The sequence below is a fragment of the Amycolatopsis samaneae genome (assembly GCF_039541975.1).
Lineage (GTDB): Bacteria > Actinomycetota > Actinomycetes > Mycobacteriales > Pseudonocardiaceae > Amycolatopsis > Amycolatopsis samaneae.
The window spans coordinates 584,602-597,497 of sequence record NZ_BAABHG010000003.1 but is presented as its reverse complement, the minus strand read 5'-3'; the positions used below and the strand labels follow the sequence as shown (position 1 = coordinate 597,497).

The following is a 12,896-nucleotide window of genomic DNA, read 5'->3' as shown; positions in this document are numbered from 1 at the left end:
GCCAGGCTACCGGTAACCAGGCGAGGGCTCAGGAAGCCGAAGTGGTCTCGCGGTTCTCGCGGCGCTCCTTGATCTTCGCGGCCTTGCCGCGGAGGTCACGCAGGTAGTAGAGCTTCGCCCGGCGGACGTCACCGCGCTTGAAGACCTCGACCTTGGCGACGTTCGGCGAGTGCACCGGGAAGGTGCGCTCGACGCCGACGCCGAAGGAGACCTTGCGGACGGTGAAGGTCTCGCGGATGCCCCCGCCCTGACGGCGGATGACGACACCCTGGAAGACCTGGTTCCGCTCGCGGTTGCCCTCGATGACGCGGACGTGAACCTTCAGCGTGTCGCCCGGGCGGAAAGCCGGGATGTCGGAACGCAGTGACTGCGCGTCCAGCGCGTCCAGGGTGTTCATCGGTGGTCCGTCCTCGTCGATTCGTATGGCAGGTGTTCACGGCCCGGGCCTGCGTACACACGCGGCACTACGCCACTGCGGCCGTTCCCGGGAGCTGTCGGCGGGCTCGTGGACGGACAGGTCCACTCACACCAACCGGTCAAGTATGACAGAGGCGTCGGGCCGCGTTCCCCAGGGGGCCGACCTACTCCGGCGCCAGCCCGTCGAGCACGGTGCGATCGCGCTGGTCGAGGCCGTTCTCCGGGAGCCGCGCGAGCAGGTCGGGACGACGCCGGGCGGTCCGTTCCAGTGCCTGGTCCCGCCGCCAGCGGTCGATCAGCGCGTGGTTTCCCGAGCGCAGGACCTCCGGGACGGCGAGCTCGCGCCACACCTCCGGCCGGGTGTAGCTGGGCCCTTCCAGCAGGCCGTCGGAGAAGGAGTCCTCCTCGGCCGAGCGCGCGTTGCCGAGCACGCCCGGCAGCAGGCGGACGACGGCCTCGACGATGACCAGCACCGCGGCCTCGCCGCCGACGAGCACGTAGTCGCCGATGGACACCTCGTCCACCGGCATGCGCCGGGCCGCGTCGTCGACGACCCGCTGATCGATGCCTTCATAACGCCCGCACGCGAAGACCAGGTGCTCCTCGGCCGCGTACGCGTGCGCGAGTTCCTGGGTGAACGGGCGGCCCGCCGGGGTCGGCACGACGAGCCTGCTGCGCTCCCCGCAGACCTCGTCCAGCGCGGGACCCCAGATCTGCGGTTTCATCACCATGCCGGGACCACCGCCGTACGGCGCGTCGTCGACGGCGCGGTGCACGTCGTGCGTCCAGTCCCGCAGGTCGTGGACGCCGATCTCGATGAGCCCCCGGTCGATCGCGCGGCCGAGCAGCGCGGCCCGCAGCGGGTCGAGGTACTCCGGGAAAATGGTGACGACGTCGATGCGCATCGCTACTCGTCCAGCAGGCCTTCGGGGGGATCGAGCACGACCCGCCCACCCGGAACGTCGACCACCGGCACGATGGCCTTGACGAACGGGATCAGCACCTTCCGCCCGTCCCGGTCGAGCTCCAGGAGCTCCCCGGCGGGCGAGTGCACGATCTCGACGACCTTGCCCGCCACCGAGCCGTCGGTCAGCTCGGCGCGCAGGCCGGCCAGCTCGTGGTCGTAGAACTCGTCGGGATCCTCGATCGGCGGCAGCTCGGCGGTGTCGGCGAGCAGCATCGCGCCCCGCAGCGTCTCGGCGACGTCGCGGGTGAGGACCTCCTCGAAACGCACCAGCAGCCGCCCGCTGTGTTCGCGGGCGGCTGCCATGGTGAGTGCTCTGCTGCTGCCGTCGCGCAGCTTCGCCGTCACGACCGCGCCGATCGCGAAACGCCGTTCCGGCGAATCGGTGCGCACGTCCACGGCGAGTTCGCCCCGGATACCGTGCGCCTTGGCGACGCGGCCGACCACGACGTCCATGTCGATCTTCCCGTGCTGGTCAGCGGTCGGTGTCGACGACGTCCACGCGGACGCCCCGGCCACCGATGCCGCCCATCACGGTGCGCAGAGCGGTCGCGGTGCGACCACCCCGGCCAATCACCTTGCCCAGGTCGTCGGGGTGCACGTGCACCTCGAGCGTGCGGCCACGACGCGTGGTCAGCAGCTCGACCCGGACCTCGTCCGGGTTATCGACGATGCCCCGGACGAGGTGCTCGAGGGAGTCGGCCAGGAAGCTCACGCCTCGCTCTTCTCACCCTCGGCCTCGGCCTTGTCGGCGTCGGCCTTCTTCGGCGACTTCTTCTTCGCGGTGATGGCCTCGGTGGAGGGCTCCTCACCGGCCGCGGCCAGCGCCGCGTTGAACAGTTCCTGCTTGGACGGCTTCGGCTCCTTGACCTTCAGGGTGCCCTCGGCGCCCGGCAGGCCCTTGAACTTCTGCCAGTCGCCGGTGATCTCCAGGAGGCGCTGCACCGGCTCGGTCGGCTGCGCGCCGACACCCAGCCAGTACTGGGCGCGCTCGGTGTCGACCTCGATGAAGCTGGGCTCTTCCTTCGGGTGGTACTTGCCGATCGTCTCGATGGCCTTGCCGTCCCGGCGGGTACGCGCGTCGGCGACGATGATGCGGTAGTACGGCGCACGGATCTTGCCGAGACGCTGCAGCTTGATCTTGACGGCCACGGGTGTGGGTACTCCTCAGTTCTCTCGATGCAAGGGTGGGCACACACGAGCCGAGTGGGGACACGGACGCGGGCACCCGAAGGTGGGCAGCTCCCGCGCGGTGAGAGGGTCCGGCGAGAGCGGGCAAGCGAACATTCTGCCAGATCGGCCGCGCGGCCCGCGCAGCCGGGCTCAGAACGAGGTCAGCCCGAGCGCGGAGACCAGGATCGCCACCGCGGGCAGGAAGTTGTTCATCTGGTGCGCCACGACGCTGCCGAGCAGCCGCCCGGTGCAGAACCTCGCCAGGCCGATCGGCACCGAGATGAGCAGCAGCAACGTCGTGCGGAGCGGTTCGAGGTGACTGGCCGCGAACACCGCCGTGGACAGCAGGAACGCCGCGATCCTCCCCCAGCGCTCGCTGCGCCACTGCAACCGCTCGACCGCGCCCCAGAGCAGGCCGCGGTAGATGAGCTCCTCGCAGATCGGGCCGACCAGCCACAGGTAGACGAACATCACGACGGCGGCGGACACCGACATCTTCCGGTTCTCGACCAGCGCGCTGATCGCCGACGTCGCGTTCGTGTTGCCGACGATCTGCGTCCAGACGTAGGCGCCGAGCGTGGTGCAGAGCAGGCCGACACAACCGAACTTGAGCCCGAGGCGCACGTCCGGCCAGTGCCAGGCCAGCCGCAGGTCCACCCGCGGCCCGTTGCCCCGCAGGCAGGTGATCAGGACGGCCACCGACGCCGCGATCATGGTGGGCAGCATCGTGCCGAGCAGCACCACCCGCATCGGCACCGGCTGGCCCGGTGTCTCGCCGACGATGGCGCTGATGAACGCCGCCGAGGCGATCAGCACGGCTTCCACGAGCAGGAAGGCGCCGAAGCCCCAGCGGTGGGACGGGGGCGGAGCAGCGCTGGACATGTCCTCCGATAGCGGCGCGGTACCCGGAAGGGATTCCCCGGACTGGGAAGTCGTCACGCCGGTCCTCCGGTGTTCTGCTCGGCTGCCGCAACGAGCCTAACCGTCTCCGTGATCCCGTACAGTGCCCATCACGTTACCGACAGCTGATCAGTCAGGCCATGTGTGCACGCTACGTCACGCCCGGAAGCATGAGTGTTCCAAATGAGCCGCGGCGTCCGGTCAGTGCGCCGCCAGCGAGAAGTCGCCCGTGCCGACGAACAGGAACACCGCGGGAGGCAGGTTGTTCGCCGCGTGCGCGACGACCGCGGCGCCCACCCGGCCGCTGAGGTGCCGGGCCAGCCCGATGGCCAGCCCCTGCCCGAACAGCGCGAGCACGCGGGTCGGCTCGCCGTGCAGCTGGGCGAACACCAGCGCGGTCAGCGCCAGCACCGCCCACGGCGGGATCCGATACCAGGACAGCCCGTTCCACAACGTGCCGCGCACCAGCAGCTCCTCGGTGACCGGGGCGCCGAGGACCACGATCACCGCGGCCAGCACGAGCCACCCGGTGTCGCCGCGGTAGGTGTCGGCGAGATCGGTGAGCGGGCTGTCGGTGACGTCATCCGTGCCGTACACCGCGATCGACAGCAGGTTCAGCGCGAACCCGGCGACGAGCGCGAGCAGACCGCAGGCGAGGCCGATCCGGACGTCGCGCCAGGTGGGCAGCAGCCCGAAGTCCGCGCGCAGCCCCGCGCCCCAGCGCCGCGAGCCGAGCACGGGACCGAGGCCGAGCAGCAGGTTGGGCAGGAAGGCCAGCAGCAGCAACGGGCCGATGTCGTGCAGTTCCAACGGGTCGAACTCGCCGAGGTGGCGGTTCATCAGCACGGTGATCGTGAGGTTGACCAGGTAGTACCCGGCGATGCCCGCGAAGAACGCGAGGAGTCCCCAGTGGGCGCCGAGGACGAGGCCCACCCGCCGCCGGGCTCCGCCGTCCTCCCGATCATCCACGGGTGCCACGGTAAGGTCCCTTGCCCGCCAAGGAAAACAGGGGTCAGGCGAAGACCGTGCCGCCCAGCACGATGTGGGTGGGATGCCGCAGCGCGGCGAGGTCCTCGCGCGGATCGACCGGGTAGACGAGCAGATCGGCCGGGGCGCCCTCGGCGATGCCCGGGTGCCCGAGCCAGTCTCGCGCGGCCCAGGACGCCTGGCCCAGCGCCTGCTCGGCGGACATCCCCGCCTTGTGCAGCGCCTCGATCTCGTCGACGAGCCTGCCGTGCTCGACCATGCCGCCCGCGTCGCTGCCCGCGAACACGCGCACCCCGGCCTCGACCGCCGAGGACACCATCGCGCCGACACCGGCGTGCAGCGCGCGCATGTGCGCCGCGTACACCGGGTACCTGCCCGCCTGGTCCGCGATGCCGGGGAAGTTCTCGATCTGGATGAGCGTGGGCACGAGCGCGATGTCGCGGCGCGCCAGCTCGTCCAGCTGCGCCGGGCTCAGCTCGGTGCCGTGTTCGAGGCAGTCGATCCCGGCCGCGAGCAGTCCCGGCAGCGCGTCCTGGCCGAACACGTGCGCGGTGACCCTGGCGCCCTCGGCGTGTGCCGCCGCGATCGCCTCGGCCAGCACGTCGTCCGGCCACAGCGGGGCGAGGTCGCCGGCACCGCGGTCGATCCAGTCGCCGACCAGCTTGACCCAGCCGTCGCCGTCGCGGGCCTGCTCGACGACCGCGGCGGGCAGTTGCGAGGGATCGTCCAGTTCGAGCCCGAACCCGGGGATGTACCGCTTGCGCAGCGCGAGGTGCTGCCCGGCGCGGATGATCGTCGGCAGGTCGGCGCGGGCCTGCAACGGCCGGACATCCAGCGGGAGCCCGCAGTCGCGGATCAGCAGCGTGCCCGCGTCCCGGTCCGCGGCCGCCTGCTCGGCGGCCTCCTCCAGCGTCGCCGGACCGTGCGCGGCGAGCCCGGGATGACAGTGCGCGTCGACCAGTCCCGGTACGAGAAACCCGTCCCGCGTCAGGGTTTCCGCGCCCGGCACGCGGGTGAAGGTGATCCGCCCGCCGTCGATCCACAGCTCGCCGGGTTCGCCGCCGGGCAGGATCACCCCGGCCAGGTGCAGCGCGGTCACCTACTTCTGCTTGGGGAGCTTGAACTTCGTCGGGTCGAAGCCCGGCACGTCGTTGAGCCCGCCGCCGAGCTGGGAGAGGTCGGGCCCGCCACCGGGCATCCCGCCACCGGGCGGCAGCATCGGCATGCCGCCGGGGAAACCGCCCCGCACCTTGGGCTGCGTCGGGCCGCGCCCCTTGCCCTTCTTCCCCTTCTTGCCCTTGCGCGACTTGCTGCCGCCCCCGCCGCCGAAGCCGAACTTCCCGGCCATCTGCGCCATCATCTTGCGGGCCTCGAAGAACCGGTTGACCAGGTCGTTGACCTCGCGCACGGAGACGCCGGAGCCGTTGGCGATGCGCAGCCGCCGGGAACCGTTGATCATCTTCGGATCGTCCCGCTCGGCCGGGGTCATGCCGCGGATGATCGCCTGGAGCTTGTCCAGGTGCTTGTCGTCGACCTGGGCGAGCTGGTCTTTCATCTGCCCGGCGCCGGGCAGCATGCCGAGCAGGTTGCCGATCGGGCCCATCTTGCGGACCGCGAGCATCTGCTCCAGGAAGTCCTCCAGCGTGAGCTGGCCGGTGGTCAGCTTCTGCGCCGCCTGCTCGGCCTGCTCCTGGTCGAAGGCCTGCTCGGCCTGCTCGATCAGGGTGAGCATGTCGCCCATGCCGAGGATCCGCGACGCCATCCTGTCCGGGTGGAAGGTGTCGAAGTCCTCGAGCTTCTCGCCGTTGGAGGCGAACAGGATCGGCTGGCCGGTGACCTCGCGGACCGACAACGCCGCGCCACCGCGGGCGTCGCCGTCGAGCTTGGTGAGCACGACGCCGGTGAAGCCGACACCGTCGCGGAACGCCTCGGCGGTGGTGACCGCGTCCTGGCCGATCATCGCGTCGACGACGAACAGGACCTCGTCCGGCTCGACCGCGTCACGGATGTCCGCGGCCTGCTTCATCAGCTCTTCGTCGACACCGAGACGGCCGGCGGTGTCGACCACGACGATGTCGTGCTGGGCGTGGCGGGCCTCGGCGATCGCGCGGCGGGCGACGTCGACCGGGTCGCCGACGCCGTTGCCGGGCTCGGGCGCGAACGTGACCACCCCGGCCCGCTCGCCGACGACCTGGAGCTGGGTCACGGCGTTGGGGCGCTGGAGGTCACAGGCCACCAGCATCGGCGCGTGGCCCTGCTTCTTCAGCCACAGCGCGAGCTTCCCGGCGAGCGTGGTCTTACCGGCGCCCTGCAGACCCGCGAGCATGATCACCGACGGCGGGTTCTTCGCGAGGTTCAGCCGCCGGGTCTCGCCGCCGAGGATCCCGACGAGCTCCTCGTTGACGATCTTGATGACCTGCTGCGCGGGGTTCAGCGCGCCGTGGACCTCGGCGCCCTTGGCCCGCTCCTTGACCTTCGCGATGAACGCCTTGACGACGGGCAGCGCGACGTCGGCCTCGAGCAGGGCGATGCGGATCTCGCGCGCGGTGGCGTCGATGTCGGCGTCGGACAGCCTGCCCTTGCGCGACAGGGTCTGCAGGGCCGCGGTGAGGCGGTCGGAGAGGGTGTCGAACACGGGGGTGCACGCTCCAGCTGAGTCGTCGTTGCGCGCCGGACCTGGCCCGGCATCTTCCGAGGGTAGTCGTTCCGGGGAGACGGCCTCGGAGGTACCGCGCCCCTTCGCCCGAATTATCCGGGTCGTCGCCGTGGTGGCCACTGGCTAGGCTGCCCCGGATCAAGGGGGTATCAGCCGAAATGAAGATCATGTTCTGCGCGGCGCCGGGCTACGGCCTCATGCTGCCGCTCGTCCCGCTCGTCTGGGCCGCCCGCGCGGCCGGTCACGAAATCCTGCTCGCGACGACCTCGGAGATGGCCGAGGTGGGGGCCCGCGCCGGGCTCCCGGTCATCGACGTCTTCCCGGCCCGCGACGTCTGGGCCGAACTGATGGGGAAGGTCGGGCCGGGGAACACGCCACCCGCCGACGAAGACCTGTCCGAAGAAGAGAAACTCGTCGCCGGCTCGGGGAACCCGTTCGGGGTCTTCACGCTGACGATGACCGAAGGCACGCTCGCCGCGGCGAGGGCGTTCGGCGCCGAGCTGATCGTCACCACGTCCGACCACGCCGCGGGTGCGCTGGCCGCCATCGCGCTCGACATCCCCGTCCTCGAAGTGGGCAACCGCGTCTCGTGGTCCATGCGGGACGAGGACTGGCGGCGGGAGCACTCGAACTTCGCCACCGACGACCCGTTGTCACGGCACCTCGCCGAGAAGCTGTCCTTCACGGCGGGACCGGCGAAGGTGCTCGCGCGGATCGACCCGCGTGCCCCGAGCATGGGCGGGATGACGGCCGGGGAGGAGACCGATCCGCGCGACGGGGCCCCGTGGTGGCCGATGCGGTACGTGCCGTTCAACGGCGGTGCCGTCGCCCCGCCGTGGGTCTTCGAGCGGCCCGAGCGGCCGAGGGTGTGTGTCACGCTGGGCACCGTCGTCCCGTTCCTGTCCGGTACCAGCAACCTCACCATCGTGATCGAGGCGCTCGGGCAGCTGGACGTCGAAGTCATCCTCGCCGCCGGGGCGGCGGACCTGTCCGCGCTGGGCACCCTGCCCGCCAACGTGCGGCCGGCCGGGTTCGTCCCGCTGTCGATGTTCCTGCCCTCGTGCGCGCTGATCGTGCACCACGGCGGCTCCGGCACCACGGCCGCGCCGCTGTACTACGGCGTCCCGCAGCTCGTGCTCCCGGCGTTCGCGGACAACTTCCTTTCCGCCGACCGGGTCGCCGAACGCGGTGTCGGGCTGCGCTGCGACGCCGCCGAGACCGACGTCGCGACGATGCGTTCGCTGCTGGAAAGGCTGCTCACCGAACCGGCGTTCGCCGAGGCGGCCGCGGCGGTCAGGGACGAGATGGCGACCCAGCCGAGCCCGGCCGAGATCCTCGAAAAGGCCGTCGCGCTGGTCTGAGGACGGGTGTGCCGAGGGACGCTCCGGGTGCGTTGAGTGCGACGAGGGCGTCCCTCGGTGCGCCTACCGCACCGAAGGCGTCCCTCGGCACCTCCCCCGCAGGCGACGCGGGATCCGGGGCGGACCGCTCCCCACGGACCGGGCCCCGGAGCCCTGAGGCGGAGGCTCACCTCCCCGGGAGCCGTCCGCGCGAGAAGGAGTCTGCCGGGCGGACCGGTGCCCGCGGCAGCGTGAAGTCCCCTATTCCGGCCTGAGTAGTCCTACGCAGAACCTCAGCGCGCGGACTTCGCCCGGCTCCGCACCTTCGCCGACGCCTTCTTCGCGCGCCCCTTCGCCTTCGCGGCTTTCTCGGCGGCGACCTTGGCCCGTCCGACGGCGGCCTGCGGCTCCCGTGCCGACTCGGCGACGTTCTGCTGCAACGCCGCGAGCAACCGCGTGACGCCCTCGGCCTGCTCGGCGGCGGTCGGCTGGACGACGTCGGCGCCGTCGATCTTCGCCCGGATCAGGGCTTCGAGCGCCGCGCGGTAGCGGTCGGCGTAGCGACCGGGGTCGAAATCTCCGGTCAGCTCTTCGATCAGGTTCACCGCGCGCTGCAGCTCCCCTTCGCCCAGTTCGACGTCCTCGTGCAGGAACGGGAAGTCCGGGGTGCGGATCTCGTCAGGCCAGAGCATGGTTTCGAGCAGGATCACCTGATCCCGTACCCGCAGCGCGCCGAGCGTCTCGCGCTGCCGCAACGCCACCTTGACCACCGCGACCCGGCCGGACCGTTGCAGTGCCTCGCCGAACAGCACGTACGGTTTGGTGCCCGCCGGTTCCGGCTCCAGGTAGTAGCTCTTCGCGAAGTGCACCGGGTCGATCGCGTCCAGCCGCGCGAACCCGAGCACGTCGATCGACCGCGCCGTCGGCAGCGGCAGCCCGGCGAGCTCCGCCTCGGTCAGCACGACGACGTCGCCGCCGGGGACCGGGACGCCCTTGACCAGTTCCGCCGCCGGGACCTCGGCGCCGTCGACCTCGCAGACCCGTCGCACCCGGATCCGGCCGCCATCCGGCTCGTGCACCTGGTGCAGCGTGACGCCGCGCTCCTCGGTGGCGCCGTACGCCTTCACCGGAATGGCGTAACTGCCGAACCCGATCGTGCCCTTCCACACTGCCCGCATGCGCCCACCTCCGCTGGTCCAGGCTAGTCACGCGGGCCTGGGGCCGGACAGCTACAAACGGGTGTCAGGGCCGACGGATTCGCTCACACATTCGAAGGACGGGACCGCTTCGCCGAGCGCGTCGGCCGAACAGCCCACGGCGGTGGCCGCCGCGTGGAGCACCTCGGTGACGACCTCGACGTCCACCGGGGGCGCCGCCACGAGCGCGTCCGCGTTCTCGCCCAGCCGATCCCCCAGCCCGGCCAGCGCCCCGGCGAGGGCCCGCTGCCCGGCGACCAGTTGGGCGACGACCTCGGCGAGTTCGGCGGCCGTGGCGGTGACCCCGCCGGCGCGCAGGGATTCGGCGAGTTCCTCGGCGCAGCCGCGCAAATGGCCGGCGACGACGGTCGGGGGCAGGGAAAGCCGCGGGGGATTGTGTTCCAGCACCGCGTTCACCGCCCCTTCCGCGCATTCCGTCCGAGCCGATCGGTCCGTCATCCTGCCACCGACGTGCCCGGCGGCCCTGCCGACACCCCGAAGCGCGCGGTCAGCCGGGCAGGAGGACGCGGTTCAGCAGGGTGAGCAGCTGCCGTAGTTCGCCGTCGTCCAGCGCGGCCAGCGGCGTCTTCTCCAGGGCGGCGCGGATCACCTCGGCGCGGACCTGACGCCCCTTGGCGGTCAGGACCAGCACGCGGGAGCGGCGGTCGGCCGGGTCCACGGCGCGCTCCACCAGGCCCCGGTCGGCGAGCTGGTTGCTCACGAAGGTCAGGTTCGGGGCGTTGCAGTGCAGCCGCCCGGCCAGCGCCTTCATCGAGGGCGGCTGCTCGTCCGGGTCGATCGCCCACAGCGCCTGGAACGTCGCCGGGGTCAGGCGGTGCTCCGCCAGCACCGGCCCGATCTCGTCGACGGTCCGCATCCAGACGTCGTAGGTCGCGACGATCGCGGTGACGAGATCGGGCGCGGACATGCCGTCATCCTACCTTTGCTTCGAGTCTCGAATAATTCTGCTACCGTCAGTACTTCAAGGCTCGAACTATTGGAGGATCCCATGAAAGACGGCTATCGCGGCGTCACCGCGCTCGTCACCGGTGCGTCCAAGGGACTGGGGCGGGCGTACGCGGAGGAGCTGACCCGCCGGGGAGCGCGGGTGATCCTGCTGGCGCGCTCGGAACGGGACCTGCGGGAACTCGCCACGGACCTGAGCGAGCGGTACGACGGTCCGAAGGCCGAGGTGATCGCGGCCGACCTCACCGCGCCCGACGGTCCGGAGCGGGTCCTCGCGAAGCTGCGCGACCGCGGCCTGGCCGTCGACCTGTTGCTCAACAACGCGGGCATGGGCAGCGCGGGCCCGTTCCTCGACCGCCCGCTCGCGCCGCAGCTGCGCTCGGTCGGGCTCAACGTCGGCGGCCTGCTCGCGCTGACCCACGCGCTCGGGGCCGAGATGGTCGCACGCGGCCACGGCGGCGTCGTCAACGTGTCTTCCACCGCGGCCTTCCAGCCGCTGCCGTATCAGGCCAGCTACGCCGCGACCAAGGCGTTCGTGCTCTCCTTCACCGAGGCGCTTGCCGAGGAGCTGCGCGGCACCGGTGTCCACGTGATGGCCGCGCACCCCGGCCCGGTCGCGACCGGTTTCTTCGACGGCACCTCGGCCACGATCAACCCGGCCGTCGCCGACAAACCGGAGGCCGTCGCCGCCCGCACGCTCGACGACTACGCCCGGCGGCGCGCGGTCTCCTACCCCGGCCGGTTCGTGAACCGGGCGCTGAACCGGACCTTGACCTGGCTGCCACGGCTGGTCCCGCGCGCCCTCGTCACGCGGACGGCCGGAGCACTCAACCGCAAGCTGGGCCTGCACGAGGTCGTCGACCTCGCCTAGCGCGAGCGTCAGCCGAGGCGCCGGGCCAGGGTGTGTACACTCAAACCAAGATGAGCGTACACATCCGCACCGGCGAAGAGGAGCGGCCATGACGAGCCACGGCACCAAGGAGTACCGGCAGGACATGGCCGCGATCCACGAAGAAGTGGTGCGGACCGGAAAACCCACGATCGTGACCAAGGACGGCAAACCCTACGTCAAGATCGTGCCCGCCCTGGAAGAAGACGTGCTGCACCGGCTGCGCGAAGCGGGCGCCATCGTGCTGCCCTCGGCGCGGCGGCAGACGATCGAGCCCATCGACGCGGGCGGGGACGACTCCACCGAAGTCATCGGGAAGGCGCGCGGATGATCTTCGTCGCCGACGCGTCGTTCGCCGTCAAGGTGCTGCTCCGAGAAGACGGAACCGAAACAGCGCAACGCTGGTGGGCCGACGACGCAGTCACCTGGCTCGCGCCGACGATCGTCGCCCCCGAGGTCGAAGCGGCCATCGCGGTCCATCACCGCAATCATCCCCAGGTCTTCGGCGAAACGCGGCGCAAGCTCGCGTCGGTCACCTGGGCCTCGATGCTGGACGCCATCGTGCTCCACGTGGTCGACCGTTCCGTGGCCGACACGGCCGTGAGCCTCATCCAGGATCATGGGCCGCTGCGCGGCGCCGACGCGCTCTACCTCGCCGTAGCCGTCCTGGCCGCACGAGAACCCGGTACCCAGGTGGTTCTCGGCTCGTTCGACCGCCAGCAGCGCCGGGCCGCGGAGGCCGCGGGTGTGACGCTGACCGCCTGAACCGCACTCAGCCGAGGCGCCGGGCCATGATGTGCTGTCCCGGACCGGAAAGAGCGCCCACGACGCCCCGTCGTCCGGCCATCGCCATGAGCAGCGCTTCGGCGGTGCCGCGCACGTCCGGGCCGGATCCGAACGACCAGTCGAGGTCCGTCGCGATCAGCCGGACACCCCTGGCGTGCACGAAACCCCGGATCGGCGGGGCGAACCGCGCGAAGGACAGCACGGGCAGCAGGCGTTCGCCGGGGATCTGCCGGGGCAGGCCGAGCGGGCGCCGGATGTCCTGCTGGTGGATCATCGCGTCGGTCAGCGCGAGCCGGCAGCCGAACCCGGTGGTGAAACCGCGTGGTTCGGCGTACTTCCGCAGCAGCGCGATCAGGTCCTCCGGCGAACGCGCGACGTATTCGGCCACGCCGATGTCGTTGATCCGGCCCAGCAGGAACTTCCCCTTGGCGAAGCGCCTGAGCACCCCTCGGGTGTCGAGCTCGTCGTAGCTGATCATGTGCGCGACGACGTCGCGGACGCGCCAGCCTTCGCACAACGTCGGGGTGTCCCATTGCGACGGTTCGAGTGTTTCGAGGAACGCCGCGAGGTCCAGCCGCTCGTCGCGCGCGAGGTGCTTGAGGCTCATGGCGACGTGCCTAGT

Annotated in this window: 17 protein-coding genes; 4 read left to right on the top strand and 13 right to left on the bottom strand. The window is 71.2% G+C overall.

The features are described 5' to 3' along the window. Positions 1-28 precede the first annotated feature (28 nt). The 9 genes from rplS to ffh form a co-directional block, all read right to left on the bottom strand. Positions 29-397 (bottom strand): 50S ribosomal protein L19, encoded by a 369-nt coding sequence (gene rplS / locus ABD987_RS09925; RefSeq protein WP_345389424.1) that lies wholly within the window; start codon positions 395-397, stop codon positions 29-31. Positions 398-581: 184 nt separating this feature from the next. Then, positions 582-1,322, bottom strand: coding sequence for a tRNA (guanosine(37)-N1)-methyltransferase TrmD (gene trmD / locus ABD987_RS09920; RefSeq protein WP_345389421.1), 741 nt, complete (start codon positions 1,320-1,322; stop codon positions 582-584). Positions 1,323-1,324: 2 nt separating this feature from the next. Beyond that, the gene (rimM, locus tag ABD987_RS09915; RefSeq protein WP_345389418.1) at positions 1,325-1,837 is read right to left on the bottom strand and encodes a ribosome maturation factor RimM; all 513 of its coding nucleotides are present in this window, start codon (positions 1,835-1,837) and stop codon (positions 1,325-1,327) included. Between the two features lie 19 nt (positions 1,838-1,856). Further along, a complete protein-coding gene (locus ABD987_RS09910) occupies positions 1,857-2,096 on the bottom strand; it encodes an RNA-binding protein (RefSeq protein ID WP_003103110.1) in 240 nt (79 codons plus the stop codon). Then, positions 2,093-2,533, bottom strand: coding sequence for a 30S ribosomal protein S16 (rpsP, locus tag ABD987_RS09905; RefSeq protein WP_345389415.1), 441 nt, complete (start codon positions 2,531-2,533; stop codon positions 2,093-2,095). The genes ABD987_RS09910 and rpsP overlap by 4 nt, the downstream gene beginning before the upstream one ends. Positions 2,534-2,704: 171 nt before the next feature. Then, the gene (locus ABD987_RS09900) at positions 2,705-3,493 is read right to left on the bottom strand and encodes a CPBP family intramembrane glutamic endopeptidase (protein WP_378214010.1); all 789 of its coding nucleotides are present in this window, start codon (positions 3,491-3,493) and stop codon (positions 2,705-2,707) included. 162 nt (positions 3,494-3,655) lie between these two features. Continuing rightward, complete coding sequence (locus ABD987_RS09895; protein WP_345389411.1) at positions 3,656-4,423, bottom strand: CPBP family intramembrane glutamic endopeptidase; 768 nt, start codon at positions 4,421-4,423, stop codon at positions 3,656-3,658. Positions 4,424-4,466: 43 nt separating this feature from the next. Further along, positions 4,467-5,540 carry an amidohydrolase family protein gene (locus ABD987_RS09890; RefSeq protein ID WP_345389409.1) on the bottom strand — a complete coding sequence of 358 codons (1,074 nt, stop codon included), beginning with the start codon at positions 5,538-5,540 and terminating at the stop codon, positions 4,467-4,469. Beyond that, complete coding sequence (ffh, locus tag ABD987_RS09885) at positions 5,541-7,076, bottom strand: signal recognition particle protein (protein ID WP_345389407.1); 1,536 nt, start codon at positions 7,074-7,076, stop codon at positions 5,541-5,543. Between the two features lie 179 nt (positions 7,077-7,255). Between ffh and ABD987_RS09880 the strand changes: the two genes are divergently transcribed. Next, the gene (locus ABD987_RS09880; protein ID WP_345389405.1) at positions 7,256-8,458 is read left to right on the top strand and encodes a nucleotide disphospho-sugar-binding domain-containing protein; all 1,203 of its coding nucleotides are present in this window, start codon (positions 7,256-7,258) and stop codon (positions 8,456-8,458) included. Between the two features lie 272 nt (positions 8,459-8,730). Here ABD987_RS09880 and ku read toward each other — a convergent pair whose 3' ends face one another. The 3 genes from ku to ABD987_RS09865 form a co-directional block, all read right to left on the bottom strand. Further along, entirely contained in the window at positions 8,731-9,615 is an 885-nt protein-coding gene (ku, locus tag ABD987_RS09875) for a non-homologous end joining protein Ku (protein ID WP_345389403.1), read from the bottom strand. Between the two features lie 51 nt (positions 9,616-9,666). Continuing rightward, on the bottom strand, positions 9,667-10,050 hold the full coding sequence (locus ABD987_RS09870; RefSeq protein WP_345389401.1) for a hypothetical protein: 384 nt from the start codon (positions 10,048-10,050) through the stop codon (positions 9,667-9,669). 91 nt (positions 10,051-10,141) lie between these two features. Further along, entirely contained in the window at positions 10,142-10,561 is a 420-nt protein-coding gene (locus tag ABD987_RS09865; protein WP_345389399.1) for a MarR family winged helix-turn-helix transcriptional regulator, read from the bottom strand. Positions 10,562-10,642: 81 nt separating this feature from the next. Here ABD987_RS09865 and ABD987_RS09860 point away from each other — a divergent pair, with 81 nt between their 5' ends. The 3 genes from ABD987_RS09860 to ABD987_RS09850 all read left to right on the top strand — a co-directional run bounded on the left by ABD987_RS09860 (position 10,643) and on the right by ABD987_RS09850 (position 12,253). Next, entirely contained in the window at positions 10,643-11,470 is an 828-nt protein-coding gene (locus ABD987_RS09860) for an SDR family NAD(P)-dependent oxidoreductase (RefSeq protein ID WP_345389397.1), read from the top strand. Between the two features lie 88 nt (positions 11,471-11,558). Then, complete coding sequence (locus ABD987_RS09855; RefSeq protein ID WP_345389395.1) at positions 11,559-11,819, top strand: hypothetical protein; 261 nt, start codon at positions 11,559-11,561, stop codon at positions 11,817-11,819. Further along, positions 11,816-12,253, top strand: coding sequence for a type II toxin-antitoxin system VapC family toxin (locus ABD987_RS09850; RefSeq protein ID WP_345389393.1), 438 nt, complete (start codon positions 11,816-11,818; stop codon positions 12,251-12,253). Before ABD987_RS09855 ends, ABD987_RS09850 begins: the two co-directional genes overlap by 4 nt. A 7-nt stretch (positions 12,254-12,260) precedes the next feature. On the opposite strand, the gene ABD987_RS09845 is transcribed toward ABD987_RS09850, so the two are convergent. Continuing rightward, positions 12,261-12,881, bottom strand: coding sequence for a maleylpyruvate isomerase family mycothiol-dependent enzyme (locus tag ABD987_RS09845; RefSeq protein WP_345389391.1), 621 nt, complete (start codon positions 12,879-12,881; stop codon positions 12,261-12,263). Positions 12,882-12,896: the final 15 nt, after the last annotated feature.

Coding starts and splice junctions, on each gene's coding strand:
- rimM (WP_345389418.1), bottom strand. CDS start 1,837: ATGGACGTCGTGGTCGGCCGCGTCGCCAAGGCGCACGGTATCCGGGGC.
- ABD987_RS09845 (WP_345389391.1), bottom strand. CDS start 12,881: ATGAGCCTCAAGCACCTCGCGCGCGACGAGCGGCTGGACCTCGCGGCG.
- ABD987_RS09850 (WP_345389393.1), top strand. CDS start 11,816: ATGATCTTCGTCGCCGACGCGTCGTTCGCCGTCAAGGTGCTGCTCCGA.
- ABD987_RS09865 (WP_345389399.1), bottom strand. CDS start 10,561: ATGTCCGCGCCCGATCTCGTCACCGCGATCGTCGCGACCTACGACGTC.
- ABD987_RS09880 (WP_345389405.1), top strand. CDS start 7,256: ATGAAGATCATGTTCTGCGCGGCGCCGGGCTACGGCCTCATGCTGCCG.
- ABD987_RS09860 (WP_345389397.1), top strand. CDS start 10,643: ATGAAAGACGGCTATCGCGGCGTCACCGCGCTCGTCACCGGTGCGTCC.
- ABD987_RS09855 (WP_345389395.1), top strand. CDS start 11,559: ATGACGAGCCACGGCACCAAGGAGTACCGGCAGGACATGGCCGCGATC.
- ku (WP_345389403.1), bottom strand. CDS start 9,615: ATGCGGGCAGTGTGGAAGGGCACGATCGGGTTCGGCAGTTACGCCATT.
- rplS (WP_345389424.1), bottom strand. CDS start 397: ATGAACACCCTGGACGCGCTGGACGCGCAGTCACTGCGTTCCGACATC.
- trmD (WP_345389421.1), bottom strand. CDS start 1,322: ATGCGCATCGACGTCGTCACCATTTTCCCGGAGTACCTCGACCCGCTG.